The organism is Bradyrhizobium sp. 23 (assembly GCF_023073295.1).
Taxonomy (GTDB): Bacteria; Pseudomonadota; Alphaproteobacteria; order Rhizobiales; family Xanthobacteraceae; genus Bradyrhizobium; species Bradyrhizobium canariense_D.
This window is the reverse complement of the sequence record NZ_JADPJF010000070.1, coordinates 190,106-207,554: the sequence shown is the minus strand read 5'-3', so window position 1 is coordinate 207,554 and position 17,449 is coordinate 190,106. Positions and strand designations below refer to the sequence as shown.

Below are 17,449 nucleotides of genomic sequence, written 5' to 3'. Positions count from 1 at the left end.
ACGACATCAAACATCATTCTGGCCAGTCTCCTGATCGCCGCCTCCGGCAGCGCGATCGCGCAGGCTCCGCCCGCCCCGGCGACGCCGCCGCAAGCGACCGCGCCGCCATCCCCGCAGCATGCGACCAATTGCACGCCGCAGGACCGCCCGAACCGCTCGGCCGACGGCACCACCACCGGCCAGTCCCGGGAACCGCTCGGCGATAAATTGGCAAAATCGGACGGCGTGCTCTGCCCGCCCTCCGGCGTCGATCCCGAGATGCACGCCCCGGCGCCCAGCACGAACGGCGCCATGCCCGTCATCCCGCCCCCCGGCAGCCCCGGCGGCGACCCGACGGTGCGGCCGAAATAGCTCGTCGCGCCGAAGCCTTGGCGTAGGCGGAGCCTGTTCCGCATCCCAATCTCGTCGTCATGCCCGGGCTCGTCCCGGGCATCCACGTTCTTGTGGCCGGCCGGGATGGCCGGGACCAGCCCGGCCATGACGGATTCAGCGCCAAAAGGCCCAAATCCCCCGCCGACATGTCCCGCCGAAGCTTTAGCGAAGGCGGAAGCCTTGGCGAAGGTGGAAGCTTTGCCAAACTCGGATTGACAGCCCGCCGCCCCCTTCCTTATATGCCGCGCGTTCGCGAGGTCGGCTTGTTTCGGCCCTCGCGACCCTGTGGCGGGGTAGCTCAGCTGGTTAGAGCACGGGAATCATAATCCTGGGGTCGGGGGTTCGAGTCCCTCTCCCGCTACCAAAAAATCAGGCACTTCCTGCTAACCTGCGATCCTCGGACTCTCTTGGTACCACATTAGTCCCACCAATTCGCAAGCTGGCGAGCATGAAGCTACGCGCTGCGGAGGGGAAGACGGCGGGGTACATTTAGCGGTTTAGCGCCCGGAGTCGAAGCGTGGCCGCTTCTCAGCGGGCAGAACCCTACGGCTGAGCCGTGCTGCAGCCGACGCGATTGTGCCAGAGCCGCGGAACACGGGGACAAACCTCAGCTCTGCCGATTGCGAATCCCTGCTGCGTGCTAACCGCTCGGAACGAGAAGACGGGCCAAAGGATTCGTCCGGGCAGGAGCAAGCTCGATGCTGATGACGAAGGAAAGACGGCCGGCGATCCGAACGCTGCGCGGCTGGGCGCTCAGCGTGCTGCAGGAGGCGGGCGCCATCCACGAATGCGAGGAGCACGGCTGGGCGAAGGACCGGGCCGACCCGCATGCACGCGAGCACGCTTTGGATATAGCCAGGCAGGAGCCACCCGAGGGCTTATCTCCGGATCAGGCCGTCGGGCAAGTGCGCGAGGTTTTGCATTCGATCGGCGATACGTGCCCGGAGTGCCCGCCACGTCCCGATTAAGTCCCCTGCGCTGTCGCGCCGCTCGAATGGCGTGCGAGCCTCAAACGCCTTTGGCAAACTTGGACGACGTAAGGGATATCAGCGGACTATTGCCAAAAGGCCCTTCAAGCGAGCAAGTCTAGTGCGTTCTCGATCGCTGCGCCGGCTGCGGTGTTGTCGAAGATGCACCAGGTCTCACTAGATGACGACGCAGCACCGAGCCGCAGCTTCAGCGATCGCAGGAACGCCCCGTCGTACGCGGAGTAGTAAATGCGCGGCGCTCCATGCAATCGAAAATAGCGCAGACTAGGCCACCCGCCCGGCAGGTCGGCATCGGGCACCCGCGCCGGATCCGCGGCGACACGAGCAATCCGACGTTCCCCGAGCCAGGCGCCGACCTCGGGCGTAAACCAGCTGACGTGACGCGGCTCGCAAGCGAGAGCGGCTGAGGTCTTTTCCTGCAGCGCGCGGAACAGGAACTCCGCATCGGACTCAACGAACATTTTGCGAGGTGCAAACTGAACGAGCAAAACCCCGAGCTTCGCACCAAGTCCGGCGCTCTCTTCGATGAACCGATCGAGTTCACCCTGCGCAAGCTGTGACGAGTGAGTAACAGACTTCGGCACCTTTACCGAAAAGCGGAAATCATCGGGCGTCGCGTTCGCCCATTTCTCGTAGGTCGAACGCCGATGCGGCTTATGAAATGATGAGTTGATCTCGGTGGCGTTCAACACCCGCGCGTAGCGTTCAAGCTGGCTACCTACCCCGCCAACTCTTTCCTTGCAGACTCGCGGAACATTCCATCCCGCTGTGCCGAGCCGCAGCTCAGTCTTGACATGCGCGGCCTCTTCCATGTCAGTCCGTGACTGCCATCGGGTATCACCGGATGTTTCAATCTCACGCCGACTTCCGCCGCGCCCCTGCTGTCGGCTTCTTCGCCACCGCTTCCTTCGCCGGCTTCTTACCGGCGATCGGCATCAGCATCTCCTTCTGAGCCGCGGCAGCTTTCTTCGTCTTCTTGGCAGGCTTTTTTGGAGCCTCGGTCTTTGCTGCCCCGCCGACGCTCTTGCGTAGCGCGTCCATCAGATCGACGACGTTCTCGCCTTTCGGCCGATCCTTCGGGACGATCGGCTTACCGGCGCGCTTCTGGTTGATGAGCTCGATCAGCGCGCTTTCATAATGGTCCTCGAACTTCTCCGGCTCGAATAATCCAGCCTTCTGGTTCACGATGTGCCTGGCGAGATCGAGCATGTCCTTGGTCACTTTGACGTCCTGGATCTCGTCGAAGTATTCGTGTTCGCTGCGCACTTCGTAAGGATAGCGCAGCAGCGTGCCGACCAGGCCCTTGTCCATCGGCTCGAGCGCGATGATGTGCTCGCGGTTGGTCAGCACCACACGCCCGATCGCGACCTTGTCCATCTCGCGGATGGTCTCCCGGATCACCGCGAAGGCGTCGTGGCCGACTTTTCCGTCCGGACGGATGTAGTAGGGGCGAATTAGGTAGCGCGGATCGATCTCGGCCTTGTCTACGAACTCGTCGATCTCGATGGTACGCGTGGACTCCAGCGCGATCTCCTCAAGCTCCTCCTTGGTCACCTCGATGAACTGGTCCTTCTCGAGCTGGTAGCCCTTAACGATGTCCTCGTTGGGCACCTCGTCGCCGGTGTCGGCGTCGACTTTCAGGTACTTGATCCGATGACCGGTCTGACGGTTGAGCTGGTTGAAGGAGATCTTCTCGCTCTCCGAGGTAGCTGGGTAGAGCGCCACGGGACAGGTGACCAACGAGAGACGCAAAAAGCCTTTCCAGTTCGCGCGGGGGGCCATGGTACGCAACACTCCATTATGGGATTTGGAGTCAAGACGAACGGCGGGCCGCAGTTCCGACATCACCCGCAGGTGTCCACTGCAAATTGATGCCACGTCCCGGTCAAGCGGCCGGAATAGATGGCGGGCGGTCTTAACCCAACGAACAAAACAAGAATATGTATCGGTGACGCAATCCCTGGCACTCCGCGGTGATTAGACCTCTGTGGAAAACGGCCAATCCCTTGCTCTAGGGAAGCGGCAACCCAGCCCGTCGGGCAAACACCCTTCTCCCGTCAATCCCTCTCGGCAAAAATATTCCACTTTACCGAAATTCGGAAACGGCGTATGTGTCGCTCATCCCGGCTCATCCTTGAGGGGCGATCTCGTTGTCGTCTTGATTGCGAGCCGGGCTTGCGATGGACGCGGCAGCGTCGGTACGAGATGGTGCGGGCAGGGCGGGTAGACCCTGTGAGCCCGCAACCGCGTGCGGACGAGCGGCGCTGCTAGGCTTCGTCTCGCCTGTAAGTTTTCGGCTTCGTCGACAGGGCTGGACAAACTGCGGCGAAATGGCGGGCCGTGCGTACGGCAAAACCGTGTGGTCCTGGCCGTCGTTGCTACGGTCAAGCTTTCGCGGAGGTGTGTGCGAGCCCAACCGGGCAGACAGCATCATCCAAATTCGCGAGGCGAGGGAGGCCAAAGAGAACTCGGCTCCCGGGAGAGCACGGCATAAGCCGTCCAACCGTCGCGCAGGGAAGGCCGAGTGATTGGCTACACCTGTATGCTGCTGTGCGGTTTTCCTGCGTGTGCTTTTCGCGCAGCGGACCGCGGGTGCCAGCCGGCACCCGGCCTTCCCTGCGCCCTCTTGGATATGAGGGCGGAGTGACGAAGCAAAGCTCGGGCGAAACGCGCCGCGAGAACGAGAAATCATGTCCGCTGTTTGAATGCCTGGTCGCGTCATGTGCCGCGACGTCTCGGTGGCAGGCGCTCAGGATGAATTGCCGAAGCGATGCTCTGGAAGTCCCTGTGCAATGCCATCAATGGCCAGAACATGACCCGCCTGGGGTTCGCGGCCCAGTTGCTCGCGATCAAGAAACTTTCTCGCCGTCGTCACGAACAGGGTCTTCAGATCGGCTCCGCCGAAGCATACGCAGGTCGGATTGGTCGCCGGCACCGGAATGACGGTATCGATCCGGCCGTCCGGCCGATAGCGCACCACCCGGCCGCCGGAGAAGAATGCGGTCCACAGTCCGCCCGCAGCGTCGATGCACGCGCCGTCGGGCCTCTCGCCGGAGGCGCTGTAATCCGCGAACAGCCGTCTGTTGCTAATCGCGCCGTCATCGAGATCGAAGTCGAACTGCCAGGTGCGGTAACGCCTCGTGTCCGTGAAGTAGAGCGTGCGATTGTCGGGCGAGAACGCGATGCCGTTCGTCACGATGACATCGCCGAACATGCGCGTTGTCCGGCCGTCCGCGTCCACGCGATACAGCGCTCCGTTCGGCCGATGCAGCTGGTTGTCCATGGTGCCGATCCACAGCCGGCCCCGCGCGTCGACGCGCCCGTCGTTCAGGCGATTGTCGAGGCCGCTTTCGACCTCGCAGAGCTGACCTGGAGGATCGTCATCGGACGCGCGGCGATAAAGCCCCAGATCCTGCGCGAGCAGGTGGGAGCCATCTGCCGTCAAGGCCTGACTGCCGAGGAAGTTGCACCCGTACGGAACAACCTGATGCGCGCCGGTCGCCGGATCGAAGGATTGATGCAGCCGCCGGTCGATGTCGACCCACCACAGCTTGCGGGAGTGGTCGCACCACAATGGCGTTTCGCCCAGGATGTCGCCTGCGGCGACCGCGGTCTCGACCCGATATGCGGGAATCATGTCAGGAGTCATCCCGAAATCCGATTGCAGCGACGAGCGCTGTCTCCGAACGACGTCAGGCCGCGGACGATCAATCCTCGTTCCAGGAGGCGAGGGCGTGCGCGACGCACCCGTTGATGTGATCGGTGAGCACGGTTTTGGCGCTTTTGATGTCGCGCTTGAGGGCGCATTCGAGCAGCGCCTTGTGCTGGTTGATCGTCTCTGCGCCGCGGTAGCGCAGCGCATAGCGGAAATATTTGTCGAACACGATCGCGTGGGTCTGCATCAGCTCGCGCGAACCGCAATTCGAGATGAGAGCCTGGTGGAATTCGCCGTCGTAGCGTTTGCGCAGCTCGGGATCGTCCCCCTCCTTGAGGACGGTGCGTTCGGTGGCCGCCAGCTTGTGATGCGCGGACACCACGCGGCCCTCCCACTCGACGTCGCCGGCACGAAACGACTCGGCCATTGCATGCTGCTCCAGCAGGATGCGCAGGCCGGCGAGTTCACGCAGGTTCTGGATGGATATCGGCGCCACCTCGAAGCCGCGCTGGCCCTCCGCGACCACGAATCCCTCCGAGGTCAGCCGATTGAGGATCTCGCGCAGCGTGGAGATGCTGACGCCGTAGTCCTCCTTCATGGCGTCGAGCTTGAGACGTCCGGACGGCGTCAGCACGCCGAAAATGATGTCGGATCGAATCCGCTGATAACCGCTGTCGCCCGCCGACAAGGGGCGCCCCTCGAGTGACGTCATGCTCTCCGATCCCGCAATATGCGCGCAACGCCCGTGGTGGGCGGCCGAACCATCAATGTTACCAGCAATATAGCAAATCCATAACAACAGATGTATTCGAAAATCTCAGATGAACAGAAATTTATCATTTGACCGAGAAATGTAGTTATGTTTTTTGATTGACCTGAGGGTGCAGAAAAGAATGGCTCGAGCCGCCGTCGTGCCCCGATCGAACAGGGAGGTCAAAATGAGCTTGTTGGTACGGGCGCTGTCTGCGACGGCGATCTGCGTGGCGCTGACGGTCGGTGCATCCGCTGAGGACATTCAGGAGCGCACGATCAGGTGGGGACACCTGAACAACACCGATCACCCCGTCAGCGCGGGGGTGCAGAAATTTGCGGAGATCCTGCTGGCGAAGAGCGGGGGCAAGATGAAGATTCGTGAGTTCGCGGCCTCGCAGCTCGGCAACGAGCTGCAGCAGCAATCCGCGCTGCGCGGCGGCACGCAGGAAATGCTGTCGGCCTCGACGACGTCGCTCGCAACCGTCGTGCCGGAGTTCGGCCTCATCGACTTTCCATTCATCGTGAAGACCATCGAGCAGGCGGATGCTCTCGGGACCGGCAAGTTCGGCACGTCGATGCTCGATACGTTGCCGTCGAAGGGGCTGATCGGTCTGGGCTATTGGGGCCTCGGCTTCCGCAACGTCACCAACAGCACGCGGCCGATCACCAAGGTCGAGGATTTCAACGGCCTCAAGCTCCGCGTCATTCCGAACCCGGTCTATCTCGAGACCTTCGGATCCTTCAAGGCCAATCCCGTTCCGATGGCCTTCGGCGAACTCTATTCGGCGTTGGAGACGCGCACCGTCGATGGCGAGGAGAACCCCTTCACGGTCATTCTCTCCAACAAGTTCTATGAAGTGCAAAAATACGTTTCCGCCACCAATCACACCTTCACCCTGAACATTATCCTGGTGAGCAAGGCGTTTTGGGACAAGCTCTCGCCGACCGAGCAGCGCCTGATGCGCGAGGCGTATGAGGAAAGCCGAGGCTATCAAAAGGAGCAGACCCGCCTTCAGACCGAAAAGGCCCTCTCTGAATTGCAGGCGAAGGGCATGCAGTACAACACCGTCGCGCCGGAAGAGCTCGATCGCATGCGCAAGACGGCGCAGCCGGTGGTCGACAAGATTGCCGCCAATCTCAAGCCGGAGGCGGTCAAGCTGTTCAACGACGAGCTCGATCGCATCCGCAAGGACGTGAAATAGTCGACCTCGTCAGCATGCAAGAGCAGAGCCGGCCAGTCGGCCGGCTCTGAACCCGACTTTGCCCGGACGGCACGCATGGCGCGAATTCTCGACCTCTATTGCACCCTGTTGAAGGGCATCATCGCCGCATGTCTTGCGGTGATGGTGGTGCTGGTGTTCGGCAACGTTGTCCTGCGCTACGGCTTCAATTCCGGTATCGCAATTTCCGAGGAGCTGTCGCGCTGGCTGCTGGTCTGGTTGACCTTCCTCGGCGCAATCGTCGCGCTTCGCGAGCACGCCCATCTCGGCGTCGACACTCTCGTCCGGATGCTGCCGGCCTCGGGCAAGCGCATCTGCTTCGTCATCAACTATTGCCTGATGCTGTTTGCCGACTGGCTGCTGCTTTCGGGAAGCTGGCGCCAGACCATCATCAACATCGAGGACCGCGCGCCGGCCACCGGCCTGTCGATGGCTATCTTCTACGCAGTGGGCGTGGTCTTCGGCGTGTCCGCCGCAGTGATCCTTCTCTACGACCTCGTCCGCGTGCTCACGGGACAGGCCAGCGAATCCGACATGGTGGCCGTCAAGGAATCGGAAGAGCACTGATGTCTCATCGAACCATGTCAGGCGGCGCTTACGTCCAGCAATCCACCGGGATCGCGTCATGACGGTCGCCGTCTTCACCTTCTCGCTGCTGGGCGCCATGGCGCTGGGCATGCCGATCGCCTTTGCGCTTATCGTCTGCGGCGTGGCCCTGATGAGCACGATCGACATGTTCGACGCGCAGATCGTGGCGCAGAACGTCATCAACGGCGCGGACAGCTTTCCGCTCATGGCCATTCCCTTCTTCATGCTCGCCGGCGAGGTCATGAACAAGGGTGGTTTGGCCAAGCGAATCGTCAACGTTGCGCTCGTCGCGGTCGGCCATTTTCGCGGCGGCCTTGGTTACGTCACGATCCTCGCGTCCTGCATCCTTGCGTCGCTCTCGGGCTCCGCGGCAGCCGATGCCGCGGCACTGGCTGCCCTGCTGGTGCCGATGATGGTGGCGGCGGGCCACAAGAAATCCTATGCGGCGGGTCTGGTCGCGGCCGGCGGCATCATCGCGCCCGTGATTCCGCCCAGCATCGGATTCGTCATTTTCGGTGTCGCCGCGGGCGTGTCGATCTCGAAACTGTTTCTGGCCGGGATCGTCCCCGGGCTGTTGCTCGGGGCGGGGCTCTGCCTGGCCTGGTGGTGGGTGGTCCGCCAGGAGAACCTGACGCCCCCGCCAAGAGCATCGCTCTCGGAAATGGTGAAAGCGGTGGTCGACGGCTTCTGGGCGTTGATGCTGCCGGTCATCATCGTGGTCGGCCTGCGTTTCGGCATCTTCACGCCGACGGAAGCCGCAGTGGTCGTCGCCGTCTATTCGCTGTTCGTTGCGACCTGCATCTATCGGGAATTGAAGCTGTCGCAGCTTTACGAGGTGTTCGTCTCCTCGGCCTTGACGACGAGCATCGTCATGTTTCTCGTGGCAGCCGCGCTGGTGTCGTCCTGGCTCATCACCGTGTCCGAGATTTCGGCACAGATCGTCACCCTGCTCAAGCCTTTCATGGGCAACAACACGCTCCTGATGCTGGCGATCATGGTCGTGGTGGTGATCGTGGGGACGGCTCTCGACATGACGCCGACCATCCTCATCCTCACGCCGATCCTGATGCCGATCGTCAAGGCGGCGGGCATCGATCCCGTCTACTTTGGTGTCCTCTTCATCATCAATAATGCGATCGGCCTCATCACGCCACCGGTCGGTATCGTGCTGAACGTGGTTTGCGGCGTCTCCAGGATCAGCATGGAGGACATCATCAAGGGCGTCTGGCCCTTCTTGATTGCGCAACTGATCGTCCTGTTCGCGATGGTGCTATTCCCGGGGCTGGTGACGATCCCGGCCAAGTGGTTCAGCGGCTAGACGCGTCGGCAACAAAAGAAGGACAAGCGAAAATGGCCGCAAGGATCATGATCCTCAACGGACCCAATCTCAATTTCCTCGGCATCCGCGAGCCCCACATCTACGGCTCGACGACGCTCGGGGAGATCGAGGCGAGCTGCAAGGCGCTGGCCGACCAGCTCGGGGTTTCGATGTCGTTCCATCAATCGAACATGGAGGGCGAACTCGTCAGCCTGATCCAGTCCGCCCATGGCAACGCGGACGCCATCATCATGAACCCCGCGGCCTATTCATTCACCTCGATCGCGCTGATCGATGCGCTGAAGATTTTCGAGGGTGTAAAGATCGAGGTGCATATCTCGAACATCCACGCGCGGGACGAGCTGCACCGCCACTCGATCACGTCGAGCGCCTCCACGGCAGTCATTTGCGGCCTGGGTCCCTATGGTTATCTCGCCGCGATGCTCGCGGCGGTCCAACGGCTAGGGCAATTGCCTGCGACCATCGCGCCAGCTCTGCACGGGCTTGCGGCCGGCGGCAAGGCGTAGGCATGGAGGGCGGGATGCGCGGCACGGGATTTCTCGCCATCTGGAGCGACGTCGAGGCTCACGACCTGACCGACTACCGGCACTGGCTGACGCGTGAGCACACGACCGAGCGCGTGACGACGAAGGGCTTCCTGGCATCGCGTGTCTTCCGCGCGGCAAGGGACGACATCAACCGCTTCTTCATTCTGTACGAGCTGGGGACGCCGGAGGTCCTCGACGGCGAGGCTTATCTGGCGCGCCTCAACGCACCGACGCCGTGGTCCCGGCGCATCATGCCGAAGCTTGGCAATTTCATGCGGGGCGGCGGCGTCATGATTGCGCGGGGAGGGCGGGGCGAGGGCGCATCGATCGTGGCGCTGCGGATCGAGACGTTGCCGAAGGATCCCCAGGGTCTGGCTCAGGCGCTCGTTGCGTGCGACGGGGTTGCCGCGGTGCAGATCGGCGCGACCGACGAGGCGCGGACATCGGTGCGGACGACCGAGAAGGGCATGCGGAAGAACGAGGGCTTTTTCGCCGGACTTTTGCTGATCGAGGCGCTCGACGTCGCGTCGTTGCAGGGCGCCTTGCGGAAAGCCGCGGAAATTGCCCCCGACGTCATGGCCGGGGCGAGCGAGCCGGAAGTTTATCAAAGCATGTTTGCGCTCGAGGCCCGTATCGCAGATTTCGGCTGATGACAACGTTCTCGCTCGCCGCGGTGACTTGCTCGAGCTTGCGCCGCCTGCTGCCCGACGTCAGATTCGTCTGGATTGCCGGCTGACGTGGCATCCCGATACCTGAGGAACGCTCCGCGTCAGGAGTGCACCGCTCCATCCCGGGGCCTGTAAAAGGCGGCGAGAGCGGGCTTCGTTCGAGCTCGCGTGTTCGCCGCTCCGGGCTAGGAACTCTTGCGCACCATCGAGGCTTGACTCAGCGGGCCAGCGTCGCCGCCGATTTGCTGGCCTGCACGGCCCCGCCTCCAAGCCCCCATACCCCCCAGGGTGGGGCCGTGTCTCTTCGCAGGAGATGCAATGCCGGAGCCGACCGATCACGACATCAGAGAACGCGCGCACCGCTTGTGGGAACAGGCGGGCAAGCCGGAAGGCCGCGAGGACGAGTTCTGGCACGCGGCCGAGCAGGAGTTGCGCAACGAGGACAAGTCGAACCCGATGCGGACGCCGGATACGCTGTGACCAACAAGGGCTGCCCATTCTGCCACGGTCTGGGATGGGTCTGCGTAAACCATCCGCTCCGCGCCTGGAGCGAGGAATTGGGCGGCTGCCGCTGTGGTGAGGGCATGCCCTGCACCTGCAACACGACGGAAGATCCCGAAACAAGAGTGGTGATCGTCGAAGCTGACACGACCTGGCATTGAAGGCGGAACAGAAGCCTTCCAGCAGGAATTGAGGTTGTGAGCAGCACGGGCTGCGACGCAGGCCGGTGGCTACGGCGGGGTTTGCGGTGGATGAGCAGCAAAAGATAGAGCACCAGATCGAACTCGCAACGCGAGCGGCTGCGCTCGTTAAAGACGAAACCACCGTCCAGCGATTCAGGAGTTTCGCCGAGGAGCTGAAGCAAAAGCTCCTTCGCATGATGCGGCGCGGCAAGGTACGAGCGCGCGCGTACGAGCTCTGGGAGCAGGCCGGTCGCCCGGCCGATCGCGATGTGGAGTTCTGGGTCGAAGCGGAACGGCAGATCGAAGAAGAGCGCGATCAGCGGAGGTCCTCGGATTCAGAGAAACGATAGTAGCTGGCGCTGCCGGTAGCCACATCGGCAGCGAACAAGCTTCGGCCGCGCGTCCTGGACAGAGAAAAAAGCCGCCGAGCTCTTCACCCTGGCGGCTTCAAAAGTTCGTAGCTGTTGGTCGCCTCTCCAGCCTCATGCGTACCGCCGTTACCTTGTTTGCGGCCATGCAAGATCAATCTACGCGACGGCGCTCGATTCTGCTGTGACCTGAAGCACACATTGGAAGGACGATGTGTCGGGAAGATTGGGAGGGCACCGACTTTGATGGGACGGCCCCGTCATTGGCCTATGCGCCGGCCGCGACACCGAGGCGGCCTATGCCTGGAAGCTTCAGCGCGGGGCGGCGGATGTCGAGGCCGAGCACCGCGCCGAGGAAATTGATCTCGACCCCTTCGACCCAGCCGATGGTCATGCCGAGATAGCCCGACAGCGAGGCGTAGAGCCCGGTGCCGGACGCCGTGATGCCGGCCCAGCGTCCGCTGTAGGGAAAGTCCTTGCCGATAGCGGTCGGCGGCAGCACGGCACGCAGCTCGGGAACAGCATCCAGCGCCGCCTGCACGAAGGTGTTGGAATTCGGTCCCGGCCAGGCGCTGTAGTCGCCATAGGCGCGGAACTTGTAATTCTCGATGACGGCACGGATCTTCGGAATCAGCGCTTCGGCCCGCGCGCCATCGACGGCGACCACCGTTTCCGGGAGGGCTCCGAACCAGCGGCCGTCGGGCGGAAAGCCGTTGCTGCGAACAGGGTCGCCCCAGGCCGTGTAGTCGTATCGGCTATAGGTTGTGGCGCCCTTCTCCTTGACGACGATCCAGGTGTGGACGGCAAAAATACTGCGCCAGCGCACGGTGCGCGCGGCGAAGACGCGGATCAGCGCATCCGGATTGGCCGATGCGGGCGGCAGCAGGCCGGCGCTGGAGCGATCCGCCGTCTGCCAATTGCCGCGGCCGTCGCCGCGCAAATAATAGCGGCCGGCCGACACGCCGATCGGCAGGAAGATCAGCAGCAGGAACAGAATCAAGGATTTCCTCAAGGCAATTGGCGGTTAGGCGGGACGATGCCACCAATATAGTTCGCAAGGCACGCCGCGCCAGCGCTCTCCTGCTCTTGCATTCGGATGGTGCGGCCATATGTTGCGTCCATGAGGAAGTTGTCGCTCGTCGAGGACCAGGCCATCCAGGCGCGAATCGCGTACATCGCGGGCGCCGAGATTTTCGATCGCCTCTTCGCCGGCATCCGGTTCGACGAAATCGACGGCAATCTGCTGTTTGCCATTGCCAGCGACGAAGACTGCGCGGCCGAGATCGAGGACGAGTTCTCGCACCAGCTCGCTGTGGTCGCCACGCACATCCTCGCGCAGAGCGTGGACGTGGTCGTGGTGCTGCCGAAGGTTCTGCAATAGCCGCCTGCCCGTTAGCCTTCTGCCCGTTCAGGCCGCTTGCCTTTGCCCCCTGTCTCTGCTTTTCAACGCAATTGCAAAATTGTAATGACGTCAATGGGCGCTCAAGCCCGAGGCGCGTTATCGACGGAGCTCGACGGGAGGGCTCGTCGTCGCTCGCCTCTATTTGCGAAACAAAGTTGGATACACATTGGCGCCCACCAGCAAAGCCCGGGCCACGACCGGCGCGATAAAGACAAAAAGCAAGAGCTCGAAAAGCGTAGGCTCGATAAGCAAGAGCGCGAAGAGCACGAGTTCGAAAAGCAAGAGCTCGAAAAGTACCAGCTCGACAAGCAAGCGCCCGGACAAGAGCGCCTCGCGTTCCGCGGTCGCCTCCTCATCGCCGCTCGGCATGCTGGCGCTGCATCTGCTCGAGCAGTGGGAGAAGTCCGGCCGCGACGGCCTCGTCTTCCTCTGCGACGACGAGAGTAGGGCGGAGCGGCTGGGCGGCGTGATCCACGCCCTCGATCCCTCGGTCGACGTGCTGGTGTTTCCGCGCCTGAACACGCTGCCCTTCGACGGCCTCGAGCCCTCCCGCGAGATCGCGGGCCGGCGCAGCTCGGTGCTGCGGCGTCTCGCCAAGACAAAGAAGCCCGTCTTCCTGGTGTCCACCGCGGAAGCCATCATGGAACGGCTGCCGCTGCCGGCGAGCTGGTCGCGGTCGAGCCTCACGCTGAAGGTGGGCGCGCCCTATTCCGAGACCGAGCTGGAGACGCGGCTGGAAGCTCTCGGCTACGATCTCGACGAAGAGGCGGAGTATCCGGGCGGTGTCCTGTTCCATGGCAAGACGTTCGAAGTGTTTCCCGCCGGCGCACTCGCTCCCTTCCGGATCGAGCATTCCGGCGACACGATCCGCAAGATCGTCGCGGTTGATCCCATCGAGCACGAGGTCGTCTACGAGACCCCGGAATTGATCATAGATCCCATGTCCGAGCGGATCGCTCTGGGAGCTACGCGCGGACAGCGGGCGACACTGCCTGATTATTGCAGCCGCGCGCGATGGATCGCGGATGCCGGGGTATCGGCTCACGCCGAGAGCTGGCAGGGCACGATCGAGGACGCTGCCGGCCGCAGGGATGCGGAACGCGAATATCTGGGGCAGGCGGACTGGAAGCAGCTGAAGAAGCGCATCAGCGTGCTGCCGCGCAAGGCGGCCTTCATCTCGACGCCGGAGTTCTCGAAGCTGGCCTCGCCTCGCAAGGCGCTTCGCGCCTTCGTCGCCGACATGCAGCGCGGCGGATCGCGGCTACTGTTCGTCGCGGCCGTCGAGGACGACCTTCGCGCGATGGAGCGCATGAGCGGCATCAAGGCGGAGCGCCTGGCCGATTGGAGCGAGGTGACGAAGGCACGGAGCCGCGAAGGCGCGCTGCTGGCCGATTTCGACGCGGGGTTCATTGGCGCCGGCCGCAAGCCGCTCGTCGTCGTGACCGCGTCCGACGTGCTCGGCAGCCGAGCCCATCATCCGCAGCCGATGGCGCGCGCCTGGAATCCGGCTTTCGATCATCCCGACGTGCCGGAAAAGGGCGCCGCTATCGTCCATCTGCAACGCGGGCTCGCCGTGCTCGATGGCTTGCAGACCCTGGATATGGGCAAGGGATCGCGACGCGAGATGATCAGGCTCAAATTCGCGGGCGACAATGCCGTGCTCGTACCGCCCTCCGATCTTGCCGTGATCTGGCCTTATGCCGGCGAGCCCGGGAAGCTGACGCTGGACAAGGCGGACGGCAGCAGCTGGTGGGCGCGGCGCACCGAGGCGGAAGCGGAAATCCAGGTCGCCGCCAAGGCGCTCGCCAAACACATCAGCCAGCGCCTCCGCCGTCGTGCACCCAAACTGGTGCCGCCGGGGCCAGCTTACGAAAAATTCGTCGCCCGGTTCCCCTATTTCACGACAGTGGACCAGGCCCAGGCGATTCAAGACGTCCTCGACGATCTTGCGGCGGGCCACCCCATGGACAGGGTGATCTGCGGTGACGTCGGCTTCGGCAAGACCGAGGTCGCGCTGCGGGCGGCGGCCGCAGTGGCGCTGTCCGGCAAACAGGTGGCGATCGCGGCGCCGACGACCGTGCTGGCGCGGCAGCATGTCGAAACCTTCCGCAAGCGGTTCGGCCCTCTCGGCATCGAGGTGGGAAGCCTGTCACGAGCCAGTTCAGGCCCGGAGACGCGAGAGACCAAGGAGGGGCTGCGGCGCGGCACGCTGAAAGTCGTGGTCGGCACCCAGGCGCTTGCGGCAAAGGACGTGAAGTTCGCCGACCTCGGCCTCGTCATCATCGACGAAGAGCAGCACTTCGGAGCGGCCGAGAAGGCGAAGCTTTCAGGCCTCGCCAAGGGTGTCCATTCGCTGTGGATGAGCGCCACGCCGATCCCGCGCACGCTCGCGGCGGGTCTTGCCGGCTTCAGGGATCTTAGCGTCATCGCCTCGCCGCCGGTTCATCGCCTTCCCATCGTGACCAGGATCGCGCCGCTGTCCGATGCTGCCATTGCCGCAGCGCTGCTCCGCGAGCGCAGGCGGCACGGTCAGAGCTTCCTGATCTGCCCACGCATCCAGGATCTGGAGCCGATGCTGGCGCGGGTGCAATCGGTGGCGCCGGAGCTGCGCATCGTCTGTCTTCACGGCAGACTGCCCGTGGACGAGATCGACGATCGCATGATGAGTTTCGTCGATGGCGAGGCGGATGTGCTGCTGGCGACCAATATCGTGGAAAGCGGTCTCGATATTCCGCGCGCGAACACCATCGTGGTGTGCTGGCCCGAAAAGTTCGGACTTGCGCAGCTGCATCAGCTCAGGGGGCGGGTGGGACGCGGCGGCACGCGCGCCTTTGCTCATCTGCTCACGGAAGCGACCTCGGAGCAGTCCGAGAAGCGTCTGGCGGTATTGGAGGAGTTCAGCAAGCCGGGGGCCGGCTTTGCGATCAGCGAGCGCGACCTCGACCTCAGGGGCGCCGGCGATCTGTTCTCGGAACAGCAGTCCGGCCACGTCCAGGTGTTCGGACCCGTGCTCTACAGTCATCTGCTGAAGCGGGCGTCCGAGCGAGGCAGCGATACCGGGGCCGATCTGTGGGTGCCCGATCTCAATATGCCGCTGGCCGACATGCTGCCTGAAGGCTACGTGCAATCGGAAGCGGTCCGGCTCGAGATCTATGGCCGCGCTGCCAGGTGCCGAAGCGACGACGATCTGGAAGATCTGGAGGAGGAGATCTCGCGTCGTTTCGGCAGGCTGCCGCCGGAGGCCCGCGACTTCTTCGCATCCGCCAGGCTCCGGATCGATTGCAAACGGCGCGGCATCGTCAGGCTCGATGTCGGGCCCGAGGCCGTCGCCGCGACATTCCTGCCGGGGCGGCTGCGGAAATTCAGGGGAAAGTCCGAGGCACGATCGCTGCAGCGCGACGGCGACCGCGTTGTTCACGCCGGCCGCCGCGACCAGGATCCGTTCAGCCGGGTCGAGGAGTTTCTCGACCTGCTGGACGGCTAGGGATCATTCGGTCTGCTCGACTGCCGCGGGCATTTTCGCCACCGACATCAGCGAGCGAGCCACCTGGTTGAGAAGCTGATCGGCGTTCTCCTCCTCGGCGAGCGATTTCGACAGCAGGGCGACAATGGCACTGTGGCGAAGCTGCTGGGCGAGGTTGCGCGCCGTGGTATAGCCCGCGATCTCGTAATGCTCGACGCGCTGCGCTGCGCCGATCAGGGCGAGGTCGGCCGCCGCGTCCTCCTTGTCCTCGCCCTCGGCCATGATCTCCTGGCCTTCCTCGACGAGGCCCATCATGCCCTTGCAGGGCTTGGCGCGGGCGGATTTACCGAGCATTTCGAAGCATTCGTTGATGCGCTCGACCTGCGCTTCGGTCTCGGCGAGGTGCTGCTCGAACAGCTCGCGCAACTGATCGAAGCGGGCGGCCTCCGCCATCTTGGGAAGCGCCTTGGTCAATTGCTTCTCGGCATGCAGGATATCGCGCAGCTCGTTGATGAGCAGATCGCCGAGACCCGCTTCGTCCGCGGGCGGCGAGCTCTCGGTGACGATGGCCGAGGCCGGACCCGGTTCGCCCGCCTGGATCGCCGGCGACTCCGTGAACACCCAGTCGCCGCCCTCGTTCCACGGGCCGCGCGTGTCGATCTCGCCATGGTCGCCGGCGCCGGTGGAATCGTTGAAGAACTGGTCCACGAGGCCGGGCGTCGGCGCGATGCGGCCGATGCTGAACGCTGGCTTGCCCATGCTCTCGAGCGCGAGCGCGAACGCCTTCATGTGCGTGATCTCGCGGGTCATCAGGAACTGCAGCGCGTCCTTGCTGCCGGCGTCGTCGCAGAAATTGATCAGCCGCTCGTAGACGATCTTGGCCCGCGCCTCCGCGGCGATGTTGCTGCGCAGATCGACGTCAAGCTCGCCGGTGATCTTCAGATAGTCGGCGGTCCAGGCATTGCCCTGGGAGTTGAAGAGATTGACGCCGCCGCCGCCGGCGATGGCGATGAGGGGATCGGCTTCGGCCGCCTGGCGGTCGAACTTCGACGGCTTGAGATGCATCCGCGCCAGCGTGCCGACCACTTCCAGATGGCTGAGCTCTTCGGTGCCGATGTCCATCAGCAGGTCCTTGCGATCGGGATCCTCGCAGTTCAACCCCTGGATCGAGTACTGCATCGCGGCGGCGAGCTCGCCATTGGCGCCGCCGAACTGCTCCAGCAGCATGTTGCCGAAGCGGGGATCCGGCTCGTCGACGCGAACGGTGAACATCAGCTTCTTGACGTGGTGATACATGGTGGGGACTCTCCTATTGGGAGGACAGGAAAGAGGATGTCTTCCGAACGGGCGGCTTTAGCGTTCGTTCCTCGCGAAACGACCTGCGCCGATGATATCGGGCGCAGGTCGTTCGAAGTCGATCGG

At 63.4% G+C, this 17,449-nt stretch carries 18 protein-coding genes and 1 tRNA gene; 12 read left to right on the top strand and 7 right to left on the bottom strand.

All coding sequences use genetic code 11. The features are described 5' to 3' along the window. The 3 genes from IVB32_RS18820 to IVB32_RS18810 form a co-directional block, all read left to right on the top strand. The coding region (locus IVB32_RS18820; protein ID WP_247410906.1) for a hypothetical protein at window positions 1-351 on the top strand (351 nt) is incomplete at its 5' end. A gap of 308 nt (window positions 352-659) precedes the next feature. After that, window positions 660-736: transfer RNA gene (locus tag IVB32_RS18815), tRNA-Met, on the top strand. Window positions 737-1,070: 334 nt separating this feature from the next. Next, the gene (locus tag IVB32_RS18810; RefSeq protein ID WP_018453910.1) at window positions 1,071-1,340 is read left to right on the top strand and encodes a hypothetical protein; all 270 of its coding nucleotides are present in this window, start codon (window positions 1,071-1,073) and stop codon (window positions 1,338-1,340) included. Between the two features lie 104 nt (window positions 1,341-1,444). Here IVB32_RS18810 and IVB32_RS18805 read toward each other — a convergent pair whose 3' ends face one another. The 4 genes from IVB32_RS18805 to IVB32_RS18790 all read right to left on the bottom strand — a co-directional run bounded on the left by IVB32_RS18805 (window position 1,445) and on the right by IVB32_RS18790 (window position 5,728). Then, on the bottom strand, window positions 1,445-2,173 hold the full coding sequence (locus IVB32_RS18805) for a DUF72 domain-containing protein (protein ID WP_085348505.1): 729 nt from the start codon (window positions 2,171-2,173) through the stop codon (window positions 1,445-1,447). 43 nt (window positions 2,174-2,216) lie between these two features. Further along, window positions 2,217-3,143, bottom strand: a complete 927-nt coding sequence (locus tag IVB32_RS18800; protein ID WP_247366671.1) for a Ku protein — start codon at window positions 3,141-3,143, stop codon at window positions 2,217-2,219. Window positions 3,144-4,110: 967 nt separating this feature from the next. Next, window positions 4,111-5,010 carry an SMP-30/gluconolactonase/LRE family protein gene (locus tag IVB32_RS18795; protein ID WP_247410903.1) on the bottom strand — a complete coding sequence of 300 codons (900 nt, stop codon included), beginning with the start codon at window positions 5,008-5,010 and terminating at the stop codon, window positions 4,111-4,113. Between the two features lie 58 nt (window positions 5,011-5,068). After that, the gene (locus IVB32_RS18790; RefSeq protein WP_085348502.1) at window positions 5,069-5,728 is read right to left on the bottom strand and encodes an FCD domain-containing protein; all 660 of its coding nucleotides are present in this window, start codon (window positions 5,726-5,728) and stop codon (window positions 5,069-5,071) included. Window positions 5,729-5,954: 226 nt separating this feature from the next. Here IVB32_RS18790 and IVB32_RS18785 point away from each other — a divergent pair, with 226 nt between their 5' ends. The 7 genes from IVB32_RS18785 (at window position 5,955) to IVB32_RS18755 (ending at window position 11,144) form a co-directional block, all read left to right on the top strand. Next, window positions 5,955-6,971 carry a TRAP transporter substrate-binding protein gene (locus IVB32_RS18785; protein ID WP_018453915.1) on the top strand — a complete coding sequence of 339 codons (1,017 nt, stop codon included), beginning with the start codon at window positions 5,955-5,957 and terminating at the stop codon, window positions 6,969-6,971. Between the two features lie 75 nt (window positions 6,972-7,046). Further along, window positions 7,047-7,556: a TRAP transporter small permease gene (locus tag IVB32_RS18780; RefSeq protein WP_018453916.1), complete on the top strand. Its 510-nt coding sequence runs from the start codon at window positions 7,047-7,049 to the stop codon at window positions 7,554-7,556. A 58-nt stretch (window positions 7,557-7,614) separates the two neighbouring features. Beyond that, window positions 7,615-8,895: a TRAP transporter large permease subunit gene (locus IVB32_RS18775; RefSeq protein ID WP_018453917.1), complete on the top strand. Its 1,281-nt coding sequence runs from the start codon at window positions 7,615-7,617 to the stop codon at window positions 8,893-8,895. A 32-nt stretch (window positions 8,896-8,927) separates the two neighbouring features. Then, a complete protein-coding gene (locus IVB32_RS18770; RefSeq protein WP_026232626.1) occupies window positions 8,928-9,422 on the top strand; it encodes a type II 3-dehydroquinate dehydratase in 495 nt (164 codons plus the stop codon). A 14-nt stretch (window positions 9,423-9,436) separates the two neighbouring features. Continuing rightward, window positions 9,437-10,093, top strand: a complete 657-nt coding sequence (locus tag IVB32_RS18765) for a hypothetical protein (protein WP_026232627.1) — start codon at window positions 9,437-9,439, stop codon at window positions 10,091-10,093. Window positions 10,094-10,429: 336 nt separating this feature from the next. After that, the gene (locus IVB32_RS18760; RefSeq protein WP_018453920.1) at window positions 10,430-10,591 is read left to right on the top strand and encodes a DUF2934 domain-containing protein; all 162 of its coding nucleotides are present in this window, start codon (window positions 10,430-10,432) and stop codon (window positions 10,589-10,591) included. A gap of 268 nt (window positions 10,592-10,859) precedes the next feature. Further along, window positions 10,860-11,144 carry a DUF2934 domain-containing protein gene (locus tag IVB32_RS18755; protein ID WP_039798852.1) on the top strand — a complete coding sequence of 95 codons (285 nt, stop codon included), beginning with the start codon at window positions 10,860-10,862 and terminating at the stop codon, window positions 11,142-11,144. A 286-nt stretch (window positions 11,145-11,430) separates the two neighbouring features. Here the strand turns inward: IVB32_RS18755 and IVB32_RS18750 are convergent, their stop codons facing one another. Continuing rightward, on the bottom strand, window positions 11,431-12,162 hold the full coding sequence (locus tag IVB32_RS18750) for a DUF3750 domain-containing protein (protein WP_018453922.1): 732 nt from the start codon (window positions 12,160-12,162) through the stop codon (window positions 11,431-11,433). A 120-nt stretch (window positions 12,163-12,282) separates the two neighbouring features. Between IVB32_RS18750 and IVB32_RS18745 the strand changes: the two genes are divergently transcribed. After that, window positions 12,283-12,543 carry a hypothetical protein gene (locus tag IVB32_RS18745; protein ID WP_007595982.1) on the top strand — a complete coding sequence of 87 codons (261 nt, stop codon included), beginning with the start codon at window positions 12,283-12,285 and terminating at the stop codon, window positions 12,541-12,543. 159 nt (window positions 12,544-12,702) lie between these two features. Here IVB32_RS18745 and IVB32_RS18740 read toward each other — a convergent pair whose 3' ends face one another. Further along, on the bottom strand, window positions 12,703-12,933 hold the full coding sequence (locus IVB32_RS18740) for a hypothetical protein (protein ID WP_094183527.1): 231 nt from the start codon (window positions 12,931-12,933) through the stop codon (window positions 12,703-12,705). Here IVB32_RS18740 and IVB32_RS18735 point away from each other — a divergent pair. Beyond that, window positions 12,932-16,048, top strand: coding sequence for a DEAD/DEAH box helicase (locus IVB32_RS18735; RefSeq protein ID WP_247366667.1), 3,117 nt, complete (start codon window positions 12,932-12,934; stop codon window positions 16,046-16,048). The two genes, IVB32_RS18740 and IVB32_RS18735, sit on opposite strands and share 2 nt — an antisense overlap. A gap of 3 nt (window positions 16,049-16,051) precedes the next feature. On the opposite strand, the gene IVB32_RS18730 is transcribed toward IVB32_RS18735, so the two are convergent. Continuing rightward, window positions 16,052-17,323 carry a DUF892 family protein gene (locus IVB32_RS18730; RefSeq protein ID WP_018453925.1) on the bottom strand — a complete coding sequence of 424 codons (1,272 nt, stop codon included), beginning with the start codon at window positions 17,321-17,323 and terminating at the stop codon, window positions 16,052-16,054. Window positions 17,324-17,449: the final 126 nt, after the last annotated feature.